General features: G+C 71.0%; 15 protein-coding genes. 10 read left to right on the top strand and 5 right to left on the bottom strand.

The window, feature by feature from the left end:
- Positions 1–10: 10 nt before the first annotated feature.
- From hscA to KBC94_RS08715, 5 genes are all read right to left on the bottom strand, one after another.
- Positions 11–1,885, bottom strand: a complete 1,875-nt coding sequence (gene hscA, locus KBC94_RS08735) for a Fe-S protein assembly chaperone HscA (protein ID WP_294368783.1) — start codon at positions 1,883–1,885, stop codon at positions 11–13.
- A 195-nt stretch (positions 1,886–2,080) separates the two neighbouring features.
- On the bottom strand, positions 2,081–2,404 hold the full coding sequence (gene iscA, locus KBC94_RS08730) for an iron-sulfur cluster assembly protein IscA (RefSeq protein WP_294368780.1): 324 nt from the start codon (positions 2,402–2,404) through the stop codon (positions 2,081–2,083).
- A 16-nt stretch (positions 2,405–2,420) separates the two neighbouring features.
- Positions 2,421–2,753, bottom strand: a complete 333-nt coding sequence (gene erpA, locus KBC94_RS08725; RefSeq protein WP_354319985.1) for an iron-sulfur cluster insertion protein ErpA — start codon at positions 2,751–2,753, stop codon at positions 2,421–2,423.
- An 82-nt stretch (positions 2,754–2,835) separates the two neighbouring features.
- Positions 2,836–3,288, bottom strand: coding sequence for a Fe-S cluster assembly scaffold IscU (gene iscU / locus KBC94_RS08720; RefSeq protein WP_294368776.1), 453 nt, complete (start codon positions 3,286–3,288; stop codon positions 2,836–2,838).
- Positions 3,289–3,343: 55 nt separating this feature from the next.
- On the bottom strand, positions 3,344–4,588 hold the full coding sequence (locus KBC94_RS08715) for an IscS subfamily cysteine desulfurase (RefSeq protein ID WP_294368773.1): 1,245 nt from the start codon (positions 4,586–4,588) through the stop codon (positions 3,344–3,346).
- 318 nt (positions 4,589–4,906) lie between these two features.
- Here KBC94_RS08715 and nifA point away from each other — a divergent pair, with 318 nt between their 5' ends.
- From nifA to KBC94_RS08665, 10 genes are all read left to right on the top strand, one after another.
- A complete protein-coding gene (gene nifA, locus KBC94_RS08710) occupies positions 4,907–6,613 on the top strand; it encodes a nif-specific transcriptional activator NifA (protein WP_294368770.1) in 1,707 nt (568 codons plus the stop codon).
- Positions 6,614–7,827: 1,214 nt separating this feature from the next.
- Positions 7,828–9,420: a nitrogenase cofactor biosynthesis protein NifB gene (nifB, locus tag KBC94_RS08705; RefSeq protein ID WP_294368767.1), complete on the top strand. Its 1,593-nt coding sequence runs from the start codon at positions 7,828–7,830 to the stop codon at positions 9,418–9,420.
- 62 nt (positions 9,421–9,482) lie between these two features.
- Complete coding sequence (locus KBC94_RS08700) at positions 9,483–9,677, top strand: 4Fe-4S binding protein (RefSeq protein WP_294368764.1); 195 nt, start codon at positions 9,483–9,485, stop codon at positions 9,675–9,677.
- A 301-nt stretch (positions 9,678–9,978) separates the two neighbouring features.
- The gene (locus KBC94_RS08695) at positions 9,979–10,389 is read left to right on the top strand and encodes an iron-sulfur cluster assembly accessory protein (protein ID WP_294368762.1); all 411 of its coding nucleotides are present in this window, start codon (positions 9,979–9,981) and stop codon (positions 10,387–10,389) included.
- Between the two features lie 37 nt (positions 10,390–10,426).
- Complete coding sequence (locus tag KBC94_RS08690) at positions 10,427–11,011, top strand: hypothetical protein (RefSeq protein WP_294368760.1); 585 nt, start codon at positions 10,427–10,429, stop codon at positions 11,009–11,011.
- Positions 11,008–11,817 carry a 4Fe4S-binding leucine-rich repeat protein gene (locus KBC94_RS08685; protein WP_294368757.1) on the top strand — a complete coding sequence of 270 codons (810 nt, stop codon included), beginning with the start codon at positions 11,008–11,010 and terminating at the stop codon, positions 11,815–11,817. Before KBC94_RS08690 ends, KBC94_RS08685 begins: the two co-directional genes overlap by 4 nt.
- Complete coding sequence (locus KBC94_RS08680) at positions 11,810–12,202, top strand: nitrogen fixation protein NifZ (protein WP_294368755.1); 393 nt, start codon at positions 11,810–11,812, stop codon at positions 12,200–12,202. Before KBC94_RS08685 ends, KBC94_RS08680 begins: the two co-directional genes overlap by 8 nt.
- Positions 12,199–12,534: a nitrogen fixation protein NifZ gene (locus KBC94_RS08675; RefSeq protein ID WP_294368753.1), complete on the top strand. Its 336-nt coding sequence runs from the start codon at positions 12,199–12,201 to the stop codon at positions 12,532–12,534. The genes KBC94_RS08680 and KBC94_RS08675 overlap by 4 nt, the downstream gene beginning before the upstream one ends.
- An 8-nt stretch (positions 12,535–12,542) precedes the next feature.
- On the top strand, positions 12,543–12,935 hold the full coding sequence (locus tag KBC94_RS08670) for a hypothetical protein (protein WP_294368752.1): 393 nt from the start codon (positions 12,543–12,545) through the stop codon (positions 12,933–12,935).
- Entirely contained in the window at positions 12,932–14,095 is a 1,164-nt protein-coding gene (locus tag KBC94_RS08665) for a cysteine desulfurase family protein (RefSeq protein WP_294368749.1), read from the top strand. Before KBC94_RS08670 ends, KBC94_RS08665 begins: the two co-directional genes overlap by 4 nt.
- Positions 14,096–14,112: the final 17 nt, after the last annotated feature.

Here is a 14,112-nt window from a genome sequence, read left to right as displayed (position 1 = left end):
CTTGGTGGGATCAGGCCAGCGTGTCCAGCGCACGGCCCGCCAGCGCGCGCTGGATCGACGCGTTCATGCGCTGGGCCGCAAAGGATTCGGTCGCGGCCGACAGGGCTGTGGATGCGGCCTTGAGCTCGGCCACGGCGGCCTGCGTCTCCAGCGCATCGGCCACCGTGAACATGGCCTGCCGGATCGCCGCCAGCTCGGCCGGCGACAGCAGCGCCGCATCCTGCGCCAGGGCCGATTCCGTCGCGTCGAGCAGGCGGCGTGCATCCACCTGCGCCTCGCGCAGCATGCGCAGCTGCATGTCGGCCTGCGAGGCGCCGATGGCCTCCTGCAGCATGCCGGCGATCTGCGCGTCGGCCAGGCCGTAGGTGGGCTTGACCTCCACATGCGCCTCGACGCCCGTGGTCAGTTCGCGCGCGCTCACCGACAGCAGGCCGTCGGCATCGATCTGGAAGGTGACGCGGATGCGTGCCGCGCCCGCGGCCGCCGGCGGAATGCCGTGCAGCGTGAAGCGCGCCAGCGAGCGGCAGTCGGCCACCGATTCGCGCTCGCCCTGCAGCACGTGCACGGCCATCGCGGTCTGGCCGTCCTTGAAGGTGGTGAACTCCTGTGCCCGCGCAGACGGCAGGGTGGTGTTGCGGGGAATGACCTTTTCCACCAGCCCGCCCATGGTCTCCAGGCCCAGCGACAGCGGGCACACGTCCAGCAGCAGCCATTCATCGCCGCGGCCGTTGCCCGCCAGCGCGTCGGCCTGCAGGGCGGCGCCCAGGGCCACGACCTGGTCGGGGTCGATGCTGCACAGCGGCTCATGGCCGAAGTGCTGGCGCACGGCCTCGCGCACCAGCGGCATGCGGGTGGAGCCGCCGACCAGCACCACGCCGCTGAGCTCCTGCGCGCCGAGCCGTGCATCGCGCAGGGCGCGCCGGCACGCCGTCAGCGTGCGGGCGATGAGCGGCTGGCCCAGTTCGGCGAGGTGTGCATGCGTGAGCCGGGCCTGCCAGCGGCGGCCATCCTGCACGGCCAGGACCATGTCGGTCTCGGGTGTGTCGCTCAGCGCCTCCTTGGCGCGGCGCGCTTCTGCCAGCAATGCGCGCTGCGCGGCGGGCGGCAGCGCCGAGAGGCCGCCGAGCCCGTGCTCGCCGCAGAACCACTCGGCAATGGCGCGGTCGAAGTCGTCCCCGCCCAGGGCAGAGTCGCCGCCGGTGGCCAGCACCTCGAACACGCCGCGCGACAAGTGCAGCACCGAGATGTCGAAGGTGCCGCCGCCCAGGTCGTAGATGGCGAAGGTGCCTTCGCTGCCCTCGTCCAGTCCGTAGGCGATGGCGGCGGCCGTGGGCTCGTTCAGCAGACGCAGCACATGGAGGCCGGCCAGCCGGGCGGCGTCCTTGGTGGCCTGACGCTGGGCGTCGTCGAAGTACGCGGGCACGGTGATCACCACGCCGGCCAGCGGGCCGCCCAGCGTGAACTCGGCCCGCTCGCGCAGGGCCGTGAGGATCTCGGCCGACACCTGCACCGGCGAGCGTTCGCCGGCCACGGTCGCCAGGCCCACCATGCCCGGGCCGTCGACGAAGTCGTAGGGCAGCCCGGCGGCCTCGGGCAGGTCGGCCAGCCGCCGCCCCATGAAGCGCTTGACCGACACGATGGTGTTGCGCGGATCCTCGGCCTGCTGATCCCGCGCCTCGTGCCCCAGCGCCAGTCCGCCCCCGGGCAGGTAGCGCACCACCGAAGGCAACAGCAGCCGCCCCTCGTCGTCGGGCAGGCAGCGCGCCTGCGCGCTCTGCACCGTGGCGATCAGCGAATGGGTGGTGCCCAGATCGATGCCCGCCGCCAGCCGATGCTGGTGCGGCGCGGCGCTCTGGCCGGGTTCGGAAATCTGAAGGAGGGCCATGTCAATGTCTTCGGATGCTGCGCGCCACCAACGGCGCATGAAACTGCCTCACCGCCACAGATCAAAAGGCCGCGGAGCAGGCCACGCGGGAGCACCCGCGGAACTGGCTTTGCCAGGCCGCTGGGTGCGCCCCCCCTCCAAGCCGAAGGCGCCAGAGAGGGGGGGAGCCGCGAAGCGGCATGGGGGGGAGCCCCTCTAGACCGCGAAGCTCTCGCCGCAACCGCAATTGGCCTTGGCGTTCGGGTTGTTGAACTTGAAGCCCTCGTTCAGGCCTTCGCGCACGAAGTCCAGCTCGGTGCCGTCCAGCATGGCCAGGCTGCGTGCGTCGATGACCACGTTCACGCCCTCGCTCTCGAAGCACTGGTCGTCCTCGTTGAGCCGGTCGACGAACTCCAGGGCATAGGCATAGCCCGAGCAGCCGCTGGTCTTGACGGCCAGGCGCAGGCCGATGCCGCCACCGCGCTTGACCAGGGAGCGGGCCACATGCCGTGCGGCGGAGGGGGTCAGGGAGACGGTCATCGCCGGGGCCTCCCGCTCAGACGGAGAAGGACGAGCCGCAGCCGCAGGTGCTCTGGGCGTTGGGGTTGTGGATCACGAAGCGCGAGCCTTCCAGCCCTTCCTCGTAGTCCACCTGGGCGCCCAGCAGGTACTGCTGGCTCATCGCGTCCACCACCAGGGCCACACCCTCGGTGACCACGGTGGTGTCGTCCTCGGCCACCTGGTCGTCGAAGGCGAAGCCGTACTGGAAGCCCGAGCAGCCGCCGCCCGTGACGTACAGGCGCAGCTTCAGGGCGGGATTGCCTTCTTCTTCGATCAGCGAGGCCACCTTGGCGGCGGCGCGGGACGTGAATTCGAGCAGGGCGGGCATGGCGATCGGTTCGATCGCAGGATTGAGGGCGATGGCTTCGGACATCGGGTGCTCCTTGGAGATGGGCGGAAAGAGGGAGGAATCAGTGGCTGCCGGTGCTGGCGCAGGCGGGCTGCTCGGCCAGCACCTGGGCCTCGGCCGTGGCGGCCTGGCGTGTGGCCTGGCGGGCGCGGAAGTCGGCCACGGCGGCCTTGATGGCGTCCTCGGCCAGGATCGAGCAGTGGATCTTGACCGGCGGCAGCGCCAGCTCTTCGGCGATCTGCGCGTTCTTGATGGCCAGCGCCTCGTCCAGCGTGCGGCCGCGCACCCACTCGGTCACCAGCGAACTGGAGGCGATGGCCGAGCCGCAGCCGTAGGTCTTGAACTTGGCGTCCTCGATCACGCCCTCGGCATTCACGCGGATCTGCAGGCGCATCACGTCGCCGCAGGCCGGCGCGCCCACCATGCCGGTGCCGACGTTCTCGTCGCCCGCCTCGAAGGCGCCGACGTTGCGGGGGTTCTCGTAGTGGTCGATGACCTTGTCGCTGTATGCCATGAAGCCTTGCTCCGTGTCGAAGGTTGGAAGAAGAGGGATCGGGGCCGGCCGCTGCTCAGTGCTCGGCCCACTGGATGGAATCGAGATCCACGCCGGCCTGCACCAGGTCCCACAGCGGGCTCATGGCGCGCAGGCGTTGCACCACCTCGCGCACCTGGGCGATGGTGGCGTCGATGTCGGCCTCGGTGGTGAAGCGGCCGATGGAGAAGCGCACCGAGCTGTGGGCCAGCTCGTCGCTGCGGCCCATGGCGCGCAGGACGTAGCTGGGCTCCAGGCTGGCGGAGGTGCAGGCCGAGCCCGAGGACACGGCCACGCCCTTGATGCCCATCAGCAGCGATTCGCCTTCGACGTAGTTGAAGCTCACGTTGAGGTAGCCGGGCGCGCGCCGCTCGGCGTGGCCGTTGAGCGCCACGGCCTCCAGCGTGCGCAGCCCGTTCCACAGCCGCTCGCGCAGGCGCAGGATGCGGGCGTTGTCGGCCGCCATCTGCTCGCGCGCCAGCCAGAAGGCCTCGCCCATGCCCACGATCTGGTGCACCGGCAGGGTGCCCGAGCGCATGCCGCGCTCGTGGCCGCCGCCGTGCATCTGGGCGTCGAGCCGCACGCGCGGCTTGCGGCGCACGTACAGCGCGCCGATGCCCTTGGGGCCATAGAGCTTGTGGGCCGACAGCGACATCAGGTCCACCGGCCATTGGCCCAGGTCGATGGCGATCTTGCCGGCCGCCTGCGCCGCATCGACGTGGAAGAACACGCCGCGCTCGCGGCACAGCGTGCCGAGCGCGGTGATGTCCTGCACCACGCCGGTCTCGTTGTTGACGGCCATGACCGAGGCCAGCACCGTGTCGGGCCGCAGCGCGGCGGCAAAGCGTTCGGGGTCGACCAGGCCGTCGGCATCGACCGGTAGCACCGTCACTTCATAACCCTCGCGCTCCAGCTCGCGCATGCTGTCGAGCACGGCCTTGTGCTCGGTGGCCACGGTCACCAGGTGGCGGCCCTTGCCGGCGTAGAAGTGGGCGACGCCCTTGATGGCGAGGTTGTTGGACTCGGTGGCGCCGGAGGTCCACACGATCTCGCGCGGGTCGGCATTGACCAGGGCGCACACCTGTTCGCGGGCCAGCTCCACCGCCTCCTCGGCGGCCCAGCCGTAGGCGTGCGAGCGGCTGGCGGGGTTGCCGTAGATCTCGCTGAGGTAGGGCAGCATGCGCGTGGCCACGCGTCGGTCCACCGGCGTGGTGGCGGCGTAGTCCAGGTAGATGGGGCGCGCGGGGCGGGCGGTGGCTGTGTCGCGGGGCAGGTCGGACATGGCGGGCTCCTGGTGGGCTAGACGCCACTGCTTCTGCAACATCGGTGCCACACCCGAATCGCTCGAAAGCCCACTCCCGATGGGGTCCGCGCGCGTTTTTTTGTTGGATTTGTGAGCGGGATCAAGGTATGCCGCGGTGGGGCATGTCCTGTTTGTCGCGAATGTCCGGCCGGCGCCGCGACGGTGCATTCGGGGCTGTCACAGCGTTGACGAATAGGTATGTTTCTTGCGAAGAAGCCGACAAAGCCGACGTGCCTGCACCGGCCTGTGCCGGGGGCACCCGGCGGGTGGTGCGGGCGGCGGAAAGCGAGGTTCCCCATGATGGTGATTGCACGTTCCAAGGAAGCCCAGACTCGCCGCGAGCTGGATGCGGTCTACGAGGTCAGCAAGACGCTGTCGGCCTCGCTCGACGTGGGCAAGACGTTCCGCGAGGCGCTCAACTACCTGCTGCACGCCTTCGACTGGCGCCGCGCCTTCGTGGTGCTCGGTGAGTCGGGCGGGCCGCTGCGGGGGCTGTGCTCGGCCGGGCTGTCGCAGGAGGAGCGGCAGCGCCTGGTGTTCCGCGTGGGCGAGGGCATCGTGGGTCGCGTGTTCGCCAGCGGGGTGCCGGCCATCGTGCCCGACGTGCATGCGGAGCCGCTGTTCCTCAACCGCACGGGCGGCGGCGACGGGCTCGACAGCATCGCCATGCTGGCCATGCCCATCCGCGCCGACCGCCGCACGCTGGGCGTGGTGGCCATGCAGTGCGTCAACAACGGGGGCACACGCGTGTTCGCCGAAGACCTGCAGCTGCTGCGTATGGTGGCCACGCTGATGGGCCAGGCGCTGCTTCTGCAGCGCAGTGTGGCCGCCGGCCACGACAGCATGCAGGACGAGGTGCGTCGCATCCAGAAGGCGCTCAAGCCGCAGCACCGCATCGACCATGTGGTGGGCGTGTCGGCGCCGATCCAGTCGGTGTTCGAACAGGTGCACCAGGTGGCGCCCGCTCGCACCACGGTGCTGCTGCGCGGCGAGAGCGGCACGGGCAAGGAGGTGATCGCGCGTGCCATCCACAGCCTGTCGCCCCGGAGCGAGGCGCCCTTCGTCTGCGTCAACTGTGCGGCGCTGACCGAGTCGCTGCTGGAGAGCGAGCTCTTCGGCCACGAGAAGGGCTCCTTCACCGGCGCCCAGGGCCAGCGCAAGGGCCGCTTCGAGATGGCGCATGGCGGCACGCTCTTCCTCGACGAGATCGGCGACATCTCGGCCTCGTTCCAGGCCAAGCTGCTGCGGGTGCTGCAGGAGCGGCAGTTCGAGCGGGTGGGCGGCGGCACGCCGGTGAAGGTGGACGTGCGGCTGATCCTGGCGACCAACCGAAACCTGGAGCGCATGGTGCAGGCCGGCGAGTTCCGCGCCGACCTGTACTACCGCATCAACGTGGTGAGCATCCAGCTGCCGCCGCTGCGCGAGCGGCGCGAGGACATCCCCGCGATGGCGCAGCATTTCCTGGACCGATTCAACCGCGAGAACGGCCGGCGCATGCGCTTCGACCCGGGTGCCATGCGGGTGCTGAGCAGTTGCTACTGGCCGGGCAATGTGCGCGAGCTGGAGAACTGCGTGGAGCGCACGGCGACGATGACCCATGCCGAGGTGATCAGCGACCTGGCCTTCCCCTGCCAGGGCAACCGCTGCCTGACGCAGGTGCTGCACCACATCGAGCGCGAGGACGCGGTGCGGCCTGGGCGGCCGGTGGACATTCCGATCACCGAGGTCCCGGGCCTGCCGCCGAAGCCGGCGCTGCCGCCGCAGCCGGTGCTGCCGGCCGAGCCGGCGGCGGCTGCTGCGCCCTCGGCCCCGATGCCGGCTGAGGCCGCGGCGGCGGGGCCGTCGGGGCTCAGCGACAAGCCCGAGGGCGAGCATGCGCGCCTGATCTGGGCCATGGAGCATTGCGGATGGGTCCAGGCCAAGGCGGCGCGGCTGCTCAAGATCACGCCGCGCCAGATGGGCTATGCGCTGCGCAAGCATGGGATCGAGGTGAGGAAGTTCTGAGCGGCTCGGGCCGTGGCGCAACGTCTTGCACTGGTGCGGACTCTCGACTCTGACGCGTGAGGCTTGTTGGTAGCGGCCGTAGTGGTGGTGCTGGCCGTGGGCCGTGGACGAAGCGCCCGGCCTGGGGTGTGCGGCCTGGGCGCCCAGCGGCCGCGTCCCTCGCTGAACGCTCGGGCAACCTGCGGTGCTCGCCGGATGAGCGCATGGCGTAACTCGCTACGCGCTTACGCGCTCCGCTCAAACAAACGCCATGAGTCAGTCACAACCGGCCCGCGGGGGCCGCGGGCCTCGCTCATCCGGCTGCGCTCCTCGGCGCGTCCACAGGGCGCCCAGGCCGCACACCCCAGGCCGGGCTTATGGGGAGGTGACCGTCACGCCCGCTCTTGGCAGTCACCCGCGTTCGTCGCTGGCTCCTCAGCTCAAGGCCGCAGAAGCCAGAACAGCGGCATCAGCAATGGCATAGCGAACGCACGGGCCCGGCCGCGCCACAGGCAGACGCACACGCACAGAGTCGTATGCAGGTGCAGGTGCAGGTGCAGGTGCGGGGGTAGGGGTAGGGGGTAGAGGTGGGCGTGGGGGCGGTGGCGCAGTGCGCGACTGCGGTCGCTGACCCGCGAGCAGTGTTGTGTGGCGGCCATGTCTCTCGAGCGGGCGGTAATGGGCGAAGGTCATGCCAAACCCCAAGCCTGGCTGGCCCCGGCGCCCAGGGCGGCCCCTCAGGCTGCGCCGAGGAGCGCAGCCGGATGAGCGAGGCCCGCGGCCCCCGCGGGCCGGTTGTGACTGACTCATGGCGTTTGTTTGAGCGGAGCGCGTAAGCGCGTAGCGAGTTACGCCATGCGCTCATCCGGCGAGCACCGCAGGTTGCCCGAGCGTTCAGCGAGGGACGCAGCATGTGGGGCCGCCCTGGGCGCCGGGGTCAGCCAGGCGCTCATCCAGCGTCAACGGTAAAGGCCGCGACCCAAGCCAGCCAGACGCTCGTCAGGCGTCAACGGTCGAACCACACACGCAAGCAACCAACACCCCTTTGTCGCAACGCCAACACACCCAACGCGACACACATCGAGCCCTGTCGCAACCCCGCCAGACAAACGCTTCAAAACCAACGCGAAACCGCGTGAAACCCAACGCTGGAGCGCCACAACCGCGTGGCATGTTTTTGGCAGTAGAGACCCCGTACGCGGCCAAGTCGGGCCGCCATCCCGCGAGGTCCATCCATGCAGCAAGCCAGCCCAGCCAGCACCATGCCCGCCACCACCTACGTCGGCATCGGGCAGATCAAGCCACTCGGCGCCAAGTTCGAACTGCCCGATGCGGGCGGGGGCTGCGGCACCCACGGGGGCGAAGGAAAGGCCAGCTGCGGCTCTTCGGGCGGGCCGGACGACATGCCCGCCGAGATCTGGGACAAGGTCAAGAACCATCCCTGCTACTCGGAAGAGGCCCATCACCACTACGCCCGCATGCATGTGGCCGTGGCGCCCGCCTGCAACATCCAGTGCAACTACTGCAATCGCAAGTACGACTGCAGCAACGAGAGCCGCCCCGGCGTCGTCAGCCAGAAGCTCACGCCCGACCAGGCCGTCAAGAAGGTGCTGGCCGTCGCCAGCGAGATCCCGCAGATGACCGTGCTGGGCATCGCCGGCCCCGGCGACAGCCTGGCCAACCCGGCCAAGACCTTCGACACCATGCGCATGCTCCACGAGCAGGCGCCCGACATCAAGCTGTGCCTGTCCACCAACGGCCTGGCCCTGCCCGAGCAGGTGGACGAGATCGTCAAGTACAACATCGACCACGTCACCATCACCATCAACATGGTGGACCCGGCGGTGGGCGAGAAGATCTACCCCTGGATCTTCTGGAAGCACAAGCGCGTCACCGGCTACGAGGCCGCGAAGATCCTGCACGAGCAGCAGATGAAGGGCCTGGAGATGCTCACCGCCCGCGGCGTGCTCACCAAGATCAACTCGGTGCTCATCCCCGGCATCAACGACGAGCACCTGATCGAGGTCAACCGCGAGGTGAAGAAGCGCGGTGCCTTCCTGCACAACATCATGCCGCTGATCTCCGAGCCCGAGCACGGCACCGTGTTCGGCCTCACCGGCCAGCGTGGTCCCACGGCCCAGGAACTCAAGGCCGTGCAGGACGCCTGCGCCGGCGGCGCCAACCTCATGCGCCACTGCCGCCAGTGCCGTGCCGACGCGGTGGGCCTGCTGGGCGAGGACCGCAGCGAGGAATTCACCCTCGACAAGATCGAGGAGATGGAGGTCGTGTACGACCTCGACCGCCGCCGCGCCTACCAGGAGAAGGTGGAAACCGAGCGCCAGGCCCAGCACGATGCCAAGCAGGAAGCCCTCGCCGAGGCCGCCAACCTGGGCGTGGCCGACGACCTGAAGGTGCTCGTGGCCGTGGCCACCAAGGGTGGCGGTCGCGTCAACGAGCACTTCGGCCATGTGACCGAGTTCCAGATCTTCGAGGTCAGCCGCAGCGAGGCCCTGTTCGTCGGCCACCGCCGGGTGGACCTGTACTGCCAGGGCGGCTTCGGCGACGACGAGCAGCTGCCGTCGGTGGTGCGCGCCATCAACGACTGCCATGCCGTGCTGGTCGCCAAGATCGGCGCCTGCCCCAAGGACGAGCTGTCGTCCGCCGGCATCGAGCCGGTGGACCAGTACGTCGGCGAGTTCATCGAGAAGGCGGCGCTGGCCTGGTTCAACGGCTACCGCGCCCGCATCGCCAGCGGCGCGCTGGTGCACCAGGACCGCGGCGACGCCGCCATCCGCCAGGGTGCCTACACCGCGGCGCAGGCCGCCTGAGCGAGGCGCCGCACGCCGCTTCATCCACCCCCCCAACTAGCTAGCAATCCACGAGGAAAGCCATGTCGCTGAAGATCATCGCCTCCACCTGCACCGGCTGCTCCGCCTGCGAGCCCGAATGCCCCAACGTCGCCATCCGCGAGAAGGGCGGCATCTTCGTCATCGACCCCAAGAAGTGCACCGAGTGCGAGGGCCACTACGACGAGCCGCAGTGCATCGCCGTGTGCCCCGTGGACGGCTGCATAACGAAAGCCTAAACCCCCCCAGGCTGCGCGCTTCGCGCTCCGCCCACCCCCCCAGGGGGGCACATCCAGCGGCCCGGCAAAGCCGGTTCCGCGGACGTTCCCGCATGGCCTGCTCCGCGGCCGTTCGATGCGGGTCGTGCGCGTGGTGCGGGTGCCGCGGGTAGTGCGCGTAGTGCCGGCGATGCGGGTGCTGCGGGTAGTGCGGGTAACGCGCTTGCCGCGGTCTTGCCGGCGCATCGGCGCGACCTATGCGTTGCGCGCCCGCCCACGTCGCCTGTCCTTTTTTCTTCATCCACCACAGAGACCTTTGACCATGGTTCCCAGCCTCACCCTCACGCCCGCCGCCGAGAAGTTCGTGCGGCGCATCCTGCGCTTTTCGGGCCTGCCGGCCACGGCGGGCTTCCGGCTGGTCGTCAGCGCCGGCGGATGCTCGGGCTTCAACTCGGAGTTCAGCGCCGAGGCCGCGCCCCAGCCGGGCGAGTCGGTGCTGGAGGTGGGGGAGGGCCTGCGCCTGTTCCTGCCCGCCGAAAGCCGGCTGCTGCTCGACGGCGTGACCATGGATTTCGTGGACACGCCCACCAAGTCGGGTCTGGCCTTCATCGACCCCAAGCAGGCGCCCTGCGCCTGCAGCAGCAGTGGCGATGCCGCCGCCACGCCGCCCGGCGTGGCCCGCATCGACGTGGGTTCCATCGGCCGCGGCCGCCCGGTCACGCTGACGCACTGAGCATGACCCGAGGCAGCGGAGCAGCGGAGCAGCGGCGATGAATGCCATGGGCCTGGGCTTCGACGATGGCGGGATGGCCGCCTTTGCCGATTCGGCACTGGGCCATGGCCTGCCGGCCGAGCCTGCTGCGCTCATCGCCAGCGCCGGCCTGCTGCGCCATCGGCCGGAGCAGGCACTGCCGCTGCTGGAGCGCGCCCGCGCGCTGGCACCGCGCCATCCGGTCCCGCTGATCGCGCTCTACCGCTTCCATTTCTACGGCCACGACCTGGAGCGCGCCAAGGCGGCGGGCGAAGACGCGCTCGCCGTCGCCCGCACCGCCCTCGGCCCCGACTTCGGCGACCGGCCACCCACCGACGACGAGGCGCGCCACGACGCCGCGGTGCGCTTCTACCTCTTCACCCTCAAGGGCCTGGCCTACCTCAACCTGCGGCTGGGCGAGCTGGAAGAGGCCCGGCTGATGCTGGGCGAGCTGCGCCGGCTCGACCCGCGCGACCGCGTCGGCGGGGCCCTGCTGGCCCATGTGCTGCAGCGGCACGAGGCGCTGGCCGCGGGCCTGATCGACCCTGCCGAAGGGCCCGGCGCCTATCCCGCCTACGGCTGGGGGCCGGAGGCACGTCCGTGACCAACGCCGCCAGCCCGGCCGCGCGCGCACCTGCCGGCGACATCGCGCCGCTGTACTGGCGCGGCGGCCCCGTCGACTGCGGCCGTTGCCCTCACCAGGCCCTGCGCGGCCGGCCCGAGCCGCACGGCTGCGAGCCCGGCCACGCGTGCATGCAGGATGCCTATGCGCGCCGCATCGACCGCTTCTTCCGCTGGCATCCGGGACTGGCTGATGGCGAACTGGCCCATCCCTATTTCGAGGTGCGCGCCATCGCGGCCCGCCATGCCAGCCTGTTCCGGCTGACGGCGCTGATCGGTGACCCCGACGAGACCGTGCGGCTGCAGGTGGCCCTGCGCCTGCCGCAGGGCCAGCTGATCCGGCTGATGCACGACCCGCACCGCGAGGTGCGCATCCGCGTCGCGCAGCGGCTCGAAGGCAACGCCCTGGCCGCCATGCGCCACGACCCCGACTACGGCGTGCGCGAGCTGGTCGCCCGCCGGGTGCCGCTGGCACTGCTGGCCACCCTCGCGCACGACGCCGACCGCAGCGTGCGCATGCGGGTCGCCCAGCGGCTGGAGATGCCGGCCCTGCTGACCCTGGCCAGCGATGCCGAGCCCGAAGTGCGCCGCATCGTGGCCGAGCGCCTGCCCGCGCCGCTGCTGGCGCGGCTGGTGGACGACGAGGACTGGCGCGTGCGATGGGAGGTGGCCCGGCGCGCCGCACCCGAGGCGGTGCGCCGCCTGCTGGACGACGCGGACCCCGAGGTGCGCCGCGCCGCTGCCGAGCGACTGGCGGGACCGCCCGCCCAGGGAGTTGCCCATGGCTGACATCAACCGCGACGACGAGCTCATCGAGGTCGCCTTTCCGCCCCGCTTCAACTACGGCGAGCGCGTCATCGCCCGCAGCGTGATCCGCAACGACGGCACCTACAACGGCAAGGACATCGGTGAAGTGCTGGTCAACAAGGGCGACATCGGCTACGTGACCAGCATCAACACCTTCCTGCAGCAGTTCTACATCTACGCGGTGGACTTCGTGGACACGGGCCACCGCGTGGGCATGCGCGCCAAGGAGCTGTGCACGCTGGACCACCTGCCCGAGGACGTGCTGGCCCGCCTGGGCGTGGATGCCCAGACCCTGCACGCGCTCGGCCGCCCGCAGCAGCCCACAGGCCACACCGACCCCTCGTCCCTTCCGGAGAACGCCCCATGAACACGCTTCCCGCCGACGTCGCCGCCTTCGCCGAACCCCGCGCGCCCGAATACGGCTGGGGCCTGCGCGTGGTGGCGCTGGACGACCTGCTCAACGACGGCAGCCATCCCGAGCTGGACGAGGGCGCCGTGCTGGCGCCGCAGGGCGCGGTGGGCGAGATCGTCAACATCGGCCATTCCACCGAGACCAACGAGCCCATCTACCTGGTCGAGTTCGGCCGTCGCGTGGTCGGCTGCTTCGAGGAAGAGATCGCGCCCGCGCCGGCCGGCCTGCTGCCGGAGGACGACGGCCCCTCCGAAGCCGCCTCCACCGAGGCAACCCCGCAGCCCTGAGCCCATCCATGGCCTGCAGCCTGCCCATGCCCGAGAGCCCGACACCGCCCCGTGGCGGGGTGGCCGACTTTCTCCTGCACCGACTGGAGCGGGCGCTGCGCGAGCGGGTGCGCTACCGCTACGTGCGCCCGAGCGTGCTACGCGACGGACTGGGCTACCGAATCGAGAGCCCCTGCTGCTCGCGCAACGTGGATGCAAACGGCGGCGTGATCGACATCGCCCGGCTGCAGCCCGCAGCGGATGCGGCCGGCCTGGCCCTCGCGCACAAGGGCCAGGCCCTGTGGCAGCTGCAGGCCCGCGACCATGCCGCCGGCCGCTGGGCCGAGCCCGGCCCGGCCGCGCCGCTGCCGGAACTGCTGGCGCAGCTGTGCGCCGACACCGAACGGGTGTACTGGCCATGACGATTTACCTGGACCACAACGCCACCACCGCGCCCGCACCCGAGGTGCTGTCCGCCATGTGGCCCGTGTACGAGCGGCTCTGGGCCAATGCTTCGTCGCAGCATGCGCCGGGGCAGGACGCACGGCGTGCGCTGGCCGCCGCCCGCGCCACGGTGGCGCGGGTGTTGCGCAGCAAGCCGGCCGAGGTGATCTTCACCAGCGGCGCCACGGAGGCCAACCACCTGGCCGTGCGCGGCCTGCTGGCCGCAGCGCCCGTCGGGCGCACGCGGGTGCTGTTCAGCGCCATCGAGCATGCCGGTCATCTGCGGCTGGCCCGGGCCCTGGCCGAGGCCGGCGTGCCGGTCGAACTGCTGCCCGTTCTGCCCGACGGCCGCCTCGACCTGCAGGCCGCCGCCGAACGCATCGGCCCCGACGTGGCGCTGGTGTCTCTGATGGCCGCCAACAACGAGACCGGTCTGCTCATGCCCGTGGCCGAGGTGGCCGCGCTGGCCGGCGCTGCAGGCGCGCGGCTGCATGTGGACGCCACCCAGTTCGTCGGCAAGCTGCCCTTCGGCTTCGATGCCTGCGGTGCCGACGCCGTCTCCTTCTCGGCCCACAAGTTCCACGGCCCCAAGGGCGTGGGCGCGCTGCTGCTGCGCCAGGGTGCGCCGTTCGCGCCGCAGACCCTCGGCAGCCAGGAGCGCGGCCGGCGCGGCGGCACCGAGAACCTGCCCGGCATCGTGGGCCTGGCCGCCGCCCTGGAGCGGCTGGGCGACGACGCGGCGATCCAGGCCGAGGCCGAGCGCCAGGCCGCGCTGCGCGACACGCTGGAGGCCGGCCTGATGGCCGCGCTGCCGGACGCCGTGCACGTGTGGGGCCGCGGCCTGCCGCGCCTGCCGGGCACCAGCTATTTGCGCGTGGGCCGCCTGTCGGCCGAGGTGCTGCTGCAGCGCCTGGAGCGCCTGGGCATCGCCGCCTCCTCCGGCGCGGCCTGCTCCTCCGGCGGCAGCGAACCCTCGCATGTGCTGCGCGCCATGGGCGTGCCGGCCGACGAGGCCCTGGCCGCCGTGCGCCTGTCGCTGGGCCAGGGCAGCCAGACGCCCGACGTCCACGCCCTGCTCGCCGGCCTGCCGCGCCTGCTGCGCCCCCTGCTGCAGGAAGCGCAGGCCGCCCAGGCCTGACACCGAATCCCGTCCCT

It is taken from the genome of Pseudacidovorax sp. (assembly GCF_017991995.1).
GTDB lineage: Bacteria > Pseudomonadota > Gammaproteobacteria > Burkholderiales > Burkholderiaceae_C > Xenophilus.
Note: the sequence above shows the minus strand (reverse complement) of the source record. Positions and strands in the feature narration are given on the sequence as shown.